Below are 6633 nucleotides of genomic sequence, written 5' to 3' on the forward strand. Positions count from 1 at the left end.
CCGTGACTCCGACCGGAGCCGATGACATGAACCCTCTGACCACCGGCACGTTCGACCTCCCCCACCACCTCTCCCCCAAGGCGGACCCCGCCCTGATCGGCGGCGACGAGCAGCACTTCGCGGCCGTCGCGGAGAGCCTCGCCCAGGCCGTCGCCGAGCTCACCGACCGCCTCGACGCCGCGCGCAGGGCGCCCGGCGGCCTCGGCCGGGGGGCGATGGACCGGGACCAGGAGATCCACCGGCTGACCGGCCGGCTGCGCGCCCTGCGCCGCTTCGGCCTGGACCTCTGCCTCGGCCACATCGTCCGCGCGGACAACCCCGAACCCCTGTACATCGGGCGTCTGGGCCTCACCGACAGCACGGGCCGCCGGCTGCTGCTCGACTGGCGTTCCCCCGCGGCCGAGCCGTTCTTCGCCGCGACCCACGGCAACCCCATGGGGCTGGTGAGCCGCCGCAGGTACCGCTGGACCCGCGGCAGGGTCAGCGACTACTGGGACGAGGTGTTCACCGCCGACGGACTCGAAGGGCGCGCCGCGCTCGACGACCAGTCCGCCTTCGTCGCCAGTCTGGGCAGTTCCCGGTCCGCCCGGATGCGGGATGTGCTCGCCACCATCCAGGCCGACCAGGACGCCGTCATCCGGGCGGGGTCGCGCGGCGCCCTGGTGGTGGACGGCGGTCCGGGTACGGGGAAGACCGTCGTCGCCCTGCACCGCTCCGCCTACCTGCTCTACTCCGACCCCCGTCTCGGCCACCGCCGGGGCGGTGTGCTGTTCGTCGGTCCGCACCAGCCCTATCTGTCCTATGTCGCCGACGTCCTGCCCAGCCTCGGCGAGGAGGGCGTGCGGACCTGCACCCTGCGGGACCTGGTGGCCGAGGGTGCGGAGGCAGCGGTCGAGACCGACCCGCGGGTGGCCCTGCTGAAGTCCTCCGCGGACATGGTGAGGGCGATCGAGACGGCCGTCCGGTTCTACGAGGAGCCGCCCACCGAGGAGATGACCGTCTCCACCGACTGGGCGGACATCCGGCTGAGCGCCGACGACTGGGCGGAGGCGTTCGACGCGGCGGGGCCGGGCACCCCGCACAACGAAGCGCGCGACCTGATCTGGGACGAGCTGGTCACCATCCTGCTGGAGAAGCTCGACGACGAGGACGTCCCCCCGGACCTGTTCCGCAGGTCGCTGCTGCACGACGAGGAACTGGTCGGGACCCTGCACCGCGCCTGGCCGGTGATCGACGCCGCCGACCTCGTCGGGGACCTGTGGTCGGTCCCCGCCTACCTGCGGATGTGCGCGCCCTGGCTCAGCCCCGAGGAGGTCCGCAGCCTGCGGCGCGCGGACGCCCAGGCCTGGACGGTGTCCGACCTGCCGCTCCTGGACGCCGCACGGCAGCGGCTGGGCGACCCCGGGGCGGCCCGGCGCAGGCGCCGGCAGAGGGCCGCCGTCGCCGCCGAGCGCGAGCGCATGGCCGACGTCATCGACAATGTGCTCGCGGCCGACGACGACGGCGAGGGCGCGGTCACCATGCTGCGCGGGCAGGACCTGCGGGACAGTCTGGTCGACGAGGGCGCGCTGCCGGGCGCCGACGCGGACCCGCTCGCCGGACCGTTCGCGCACATCGTCGTGGACGAGGCCCAGGAGCTGACCGACGCGGAGTGGCAGATGCTGCTGCTCCGCTGCCCGTCGCGGAGTTTCACCATCGTCGGGGACCGCGCCCAGGCCAGGCACGGGTTCACCGAGAGCTGGCAGGAGCGGCTGCAGCGGATCGGGCTGGACCGGGTCAGGGTGGCCTCACTGACCATCAACTACCGTACGCCGGAGGAGGTCATGGCCGAGGCCGAGCCGGTCGTCCGGGCGGTGTTGCCGGACGCCAACGTGCCCACCTCGGTGCGCAGCGGCGGCCTCCCCGTCGTCCACGGGTCCGTCGCGGATCTGGAGTCCGTCCTCGACAGCTGGCTCGCCGCGAACGCCGACGGTACCGCCTGTGTCATCGGCGACCCCTCGTTCCGGGCGAGGCCGCGTGTCCGGTCGCTGACCCCCGAGCTGTCGAAGGGGCTGGAGTTCGACCTGGTCGTCCTGGTCGACCCGGAGGCGTTCGGCGAGGGGGTCCAGGGGGCGGTCGACCGCTATGTCGCGATGACCCGGGCCACCCGGCAGCTCGTCGTCCTCACCCGCCCCTGACCCGGGGCGAGGCGAGGCGACCGGTACCGGCGGGCAAGGCCCGGCGGTTCAGAAGGCGTTGACGCCGGTGAGGGCGCGGCCGATCACCAGCTTCTGGATCTGGCTGGTTCCTTCGTACAGGGTCATCACCCGCGCGTCGCGGAGGTACTTGCCGACCGGGTACTCGTCGATGAACCCGTACCCGCCGAAGACCTGCAGCGCCGTGTTGGCGGCCTTGACCGCGGCCTCCGAGGCGTGGAGCTTGGCGACCGACGACTCGGCCCGGAAGGGCAGCCCGCGGTCGATGAGGTCGGCGACCCGCCAGACCAGCATCCGGGAGGCGTCGAGATCGACCTTGATGTCGGCGAGCATCTCCTGGACCAGCTGGTGGGCGGCGATGGGCTTGCCGAACTGCTCACGCTGGCCGGCGTGGGCGACGGCGGCGTCCAGGGAGGCCTGAATGATGCCGACGCAGCCCGCGGCGACCGACATCCGGCCCTTGGCCAGGGCGGACATGGCCACGCTGAAGCCCTTGCCCTCAGGGCCGAGCATCGCCTCCGCGGGCACCCGGACGCCCTGGAACACCAGCTCGGCGGTGGGCTGGCCGCGCAGGCCGAGCTTGCCGTGCACCGGGTTGCGGGTCAGCCCCGGGGTGTCGGTGGGGACCAGGAAGGCGCTCACCCCCCGGTGCCCGGGTTCCCCGGTGCGGGCGAAGACCAGCGCGACCTCGGCCCAGGTGCCGTTGGTGATGAACATCTTGGCGCCGTCGAGCACATAGGAGTCGCCGTCGCGCACGGCCCGGGTGGTCAGGTTGCCCGCGTCGGAGCCGGTGCCGGGCTCGGTGAGGGCGAAGCAGCCGAGGGCCTCACCGGAGGTGAGCCGGGGCAGCCACCGCTGCTTCTGCTCCTCGGTGCCCCAGTGGTCGACCGACTTGGCGACCAGGCCGAGGGAGACCGAGACCAGGCCGCGCACGGCGGAGTCGCCGCGGCCGAGTTCCTCCATGACCAGCGCGTACGCCAGGTGGTCGCCGCCGGAACCGCCGTACTGCTCGGGGATGGTCAGGCCCAGGAAGCCGAGCGCGCCGAGCTTGGGGACGATGCCGGGGTCGACCTGCTCGGCGCGGTCCCAGGCTGCGGCGTGCGGGGCGATCTCGCGGGCGACGAAGCCGGCGGCGAGTTCGCGGACGGCTGCCTGCTCTTCGGAGAGTTCCAGATTCACGGCGGTCCCAAAACTAGCGGTGCAAGTTTTGGGCGACTCTAACCCCGTGGGGCATGCTTGGGTCAAGAGCGGGGGACCCGCCCGTGGACCGGGGGAAGGACGTACCGCTGTGGCCAGGCCGCGCAGCCCGCTGCTCAACCAGGAGCGGATCGTCACCGCGGCGCTGGCACTGGTGGACGCCGAAGGCCTGGCAGCGCTCTCCACCCGTAGGCTCGCCGCCGAACTCGGTGTGAGCGGCCCCTCCCTCTACAACCACTTCCCCACCAAGGACGCCCTGCTCGACGCGGTCGCGGACACCGTCCTTGGCGAGGTGGACCTCGGCATGCTCGGCCGCGAGCCCTGGCCGGACGCACTGCGCGACTGGGCCCGCTCCTACCGTGCGGCCCTCACCGCCCATCCGAACCTGGTGCCGGTGCTCGCCCACGGCCCGGGGCGCCGCGCCAGTGCGCTGCGGATGGCCGACGCCGTCTTCGGGGCGCTGGTCGACGCCGGCTGGCCCCGCGGGGAGGCCACCCGGATCGGCGCCCTGATGCGCTATCTGGTGCTGGGCTCCGCCCTCGCCTCCTTCGCCGGCGGCTTCGTCGACGACCAGCGGGTGTACGCGGCCGACTACCCGCATCTCGGACAGGCCCACCTGCTGGCGGAGCACCGCGGGGAGATCGACGAGGGTGCCTTCGAGACCGGCCTCGCCGCCCTGATCGAGGGGCTGGCGCTGCGCTTCGAGAGGCTCGGGCCGGGGATCTGAGGCGGGCCGGGCCGGGTGAGTCGTGCACATCCGTCACGGCCGACGGACGTCCTCGGCCCGCCGCCCCTGGCGGGGGGCTGCGTGGCCGGCTCCGGTGGGGCCGGGGTCAGCCGAACTCGCCGTCCCGCACACCGCTGCGGAACGCCGCCCACTCCGCCGCGGTGAACCGCAGCGGCGGCAGGTCCCTGCGCTCGGAGTCGCGCACCGCGACGGCGCCGCCGCCGAGGTCTGCGACCTCCACACATGTCTTGGTCCACCTGTTGGTGTGGCTGCTGGTCACCCAGCGCGCACCCGTCAGGTCCACCGCGTACAGTCCGGTCTTCGCTGCGTCCATCATGGGTCTCCCTGGCGATGCCCGGTCGGACGTTCTCCTGCCAGCATCACTCCGTCGGCCCGGCCGTGCATCCCGCGGACGCCCCGGACGCGGACCGCCCCGGCGGCCGGGGTCAGTAGCCGCCGAGGAGCGTCCGGACCGCACGCAGCGCCTCCGGTCCCGCGTCGCTGTGCCAGCGCGAGGGGTCCGCGGGACGGCGTCCCCAGAGGAGGAGGGTGCGTACGGCCGCGTCGCTCTCGATGGTGGCCGGGCCGTGCGGGGCGGCGAAACCGATGCCGGTGCCGTCGGCATCGGCCGTGATCACCACGTCGTCCGTGCCGGGCACCCGCAGTCGCCCCTCGACCCGGCCGCCGCCGTCGAGGCCGAGCGCGGCCGATCCCCGGCGCAGCAGCGGCAGGCCGACCTGGTTCACACTGTGCTCGGTCATCCACGGCTCGGCGAGCGCCCGTACCGCCGCGCTGTCGTCCCCGGTCAGGTCCCAGCGGTGCAGGACCAGTTCCTCCCGCATGTGCTCGGCGAAGAAGGCCGGATTCACATGCCGCCCGGTCCACACGATGTCGGTGTCGGGCGGCAGGTCGCGGGCGGCCGCCTCGGTGACGTCGGCCAGCCGTTCGCAGTGGGCGGTGAACGCCGACCAGAGGTCGGGGGCGGGCATGGCCCGGTACGGGGCCTCCCGGTCGAAGCCCCGGGTCTCCACGGGCGAACCGGCCAGGTGGGCGGCGAGCACCCGGGCCAGTTCCTCGGCGTTGCCGGTCTGGTGGATCAGGACGTCGCGCACGGTCCACGCCTCGCACCAGGTGCCGTCGCCGGGCCTTCGCGCCCGCACGGCGTGGACGAAGGCGTCCCATTCCGGGAGAACGTCGTGCACTCGGGCCGCAACCATGGCCGCACAGTGTCCCCGGGGCCGGAAACCAAACGCCGACGCGGCGGGCACCGGACCGGGGCGGCAGCCCGGCACACCCGGCCGGGCCGACCGTCCGGCCCGGAACCCGCCCGTGCCGGGCCCGGGGTGTCCCGGGGAAACGCCCAGGTCTGCCGGGCGGTACCGATGGGTGTCCGCGCGCGACCCGGTCCGCGCACGGCCGGATCGGTCAGGAATCGAGAAGCGCGGACACCGGACCGCTTCTAGCCTGCACATCATGAACATCACCATTCATATGAGCTCCCTGCCGCACGACGACCCGGACGCGTCGCTCGCCTTCTACCGCGACGTCCTCGGCTTCGAGGTCCGCAGCGACGTCGGGCAGGGCAGGATGCGCTGGATCACGGTCGGTCCTGCCGGACAGCCCGACACCTCCATCCTCCTGGCGCCGCCGGCCGTGGACCCGGGAGTCACCGAGGACGAGCGCCGCACCATCACCGAGATGATGGCCAAGGGCACCTACGGCTGGATCCTGCTGGCCACCCCGGACCTGGACGCCGTCTTCGAGAAGGTGCAGGCCGGGGACACCGAGGTCGTCCAGGAGCCGACCGAGCAGCCGTACGGCATCCGCGACTGCGCCTTCCGCGACCCCGCGGGCAACCTGGTCCGCATCCAGGAACTCCGCTGAGCCGCACGCGCACCGACGCGGCCGCACCGGCCCGGACCGGGCAGGGAACCGGTCCCGGCGGGGTGCGGCGGTCACCCGGCCGGCCGCCGGTTCCCGCCGGCCGGTCATCGTCACCGAGCGCCCGGGGTGTCCGCCGTCGGCGGGCACCCCGGGCGCTCACCGGCATCCATGGAAAAAAGGGGAGGGTCCCATGTGTCTGCCCGAGTGGCGGCGTGCGCTGATCCAGGCGCACCGTCTGACCGAGTTCGCAAGGCTGCGCCGTGTCCGCGACCGGATCGACCGGGAGTACCGCCGGCCGCTGGACGTGGTGGCGCTGGCCCGTGGTGCGGGGATGGCCGCCGGTCACCTCAGCCGGCAGTTCCGGGCCGCCTACGGCGATTCACCGTACGGGTATCTGACGGCCCGTCGGGTCGAGCGCGCGGCCGCGCTGCTGCGCCACGGTGACCTCAGCGTCGGCGAGGTCTGCCTCGCGGTCGGCTGTGCGTCGCCGGGCACGTTCACCGCCCGCTTCACCGAGCTGGTCGGCATGCCTCCCGGGGCATTCCGGCGCCGCTCCGCGGACGCGGTGGAGGGAGCGTCCGAGCCTGCCCACGGGGCCGGTGGCGGGGGCCCGGTGGTCGCGTGGGAGGG

The 6633-nt window shown here is 73.7% G+C and carries 7 protein-coding genes; 4 read left to right on the top strand and 3 right to left on the bottom strand.

The genetic code is table 11. From position 1 onward, the window contains the following. The first annotated feature begins 26 nt into the window (after positions 1-26). On the top strand, positions 27-2177 hold the full coding sequence (helR, locus tag AOK09_RS31810) for an RNA polymerase recycling motor ATPase HelR (RefSeq protein WP_055590692.1): 2151 nt from the start codon (positions 27-29) through the stop codon (positions 2175-2177). Between the two features lie 48 nt (positions 2178-2225). Here the strand turns inward: helR and AOK09_RS31815 are convergent, their stop codons facing one another. Then, positions 2226-3374, bottom strand: coding sequence for an acyl-CoA dehydrogenase family protein (locus AOK09_RS31815; RefSeq protein ID WP_055590693.1), 1149 nt, complete (start codon positions 3372-3374; stop codon positions 2226-2228). A 109-nt stretch (positions 3375-3483) separates the two neighbouring features. Between AOK09_RS31815 and AOK09_RS31820 the strand changes: the two genes are divergently transcribed. Beyond that, positions 3484-4119, top strand: a complete 636-nt coding sequence (locus tag AOK09_RS31820; protein WP_055590694.1) for a TetR/AcrR family transcriptional regulator C-terminal domain-containing protein — start codon at positions 3484-3486, stop codon at positions 4117-4119. Positions 4120-4225: 106 nt separating this feature from the next. On the opposite strand, the gene AOK09_RS31825 is transcribed toward AOK09_RS31820, so the two are convergent. Both AOK09_RS31825 and AOK09_RS31830 read right to left on the bottom strand, forming a co-directional pair. After that, the gene (locus AOK09_RS31825) at positions 4226-4453 is read right to left on the bottom strand and encodes a DUF397 domain-containing protein (protein WP_055590698.1); all 228 of its coding nucleotides are present in this window, start codon (positions 4451-4453) and stop codon (positions 4226-4228) included. A 112-nt stretch (positions 4454-4565) separates the two neighbouring features. After that, positions 4566-5336, bottom strand: coding sequence for a maleylpyruvate isomerase N-terminal domain-containing protein (locus tag AOK09_RS31830; protein ID WP_055590695.1), 771 nt, complete (start codon positions 5334-5336; stop codon positions 4566-4568). Between the two features lie 256 nt (positions 5337-5592). Between AOK09_RS31830 and AOK09_RS31835 the strand changes: the two genes are divergently transcribed. Continuing rightward, complete coding sequence (locus AOK09_RS31835) at positions 5593-6003, top strand: VOC family protein (protein ID WP_055590696.1); 411 nt, start codon at positions 5593-5595, stop codon at positions 6001-6003. 190 nt (positions 6004-6193) lie between these two features. Next, a partial coding sequence (locus AOK09_RS31840; RefSeq protein WP_055590697.1) for a helix-turn-helix transcriptional regulator occupies positions 6194-6633 on the top strand: 440 nt, incomplete at its 3' end.

Origin of the sequence: Peterkaempfera griseoplana, assembly GCF_001418575.1 — a bacterium.
Classification (GTDB): domain Bacteria; phylum Actinomycetota; class Actinomycetes; order Streptomycetales; family Streptomycetaceae; genus Peterkaempfera; species Peterkaempfera griseoplana.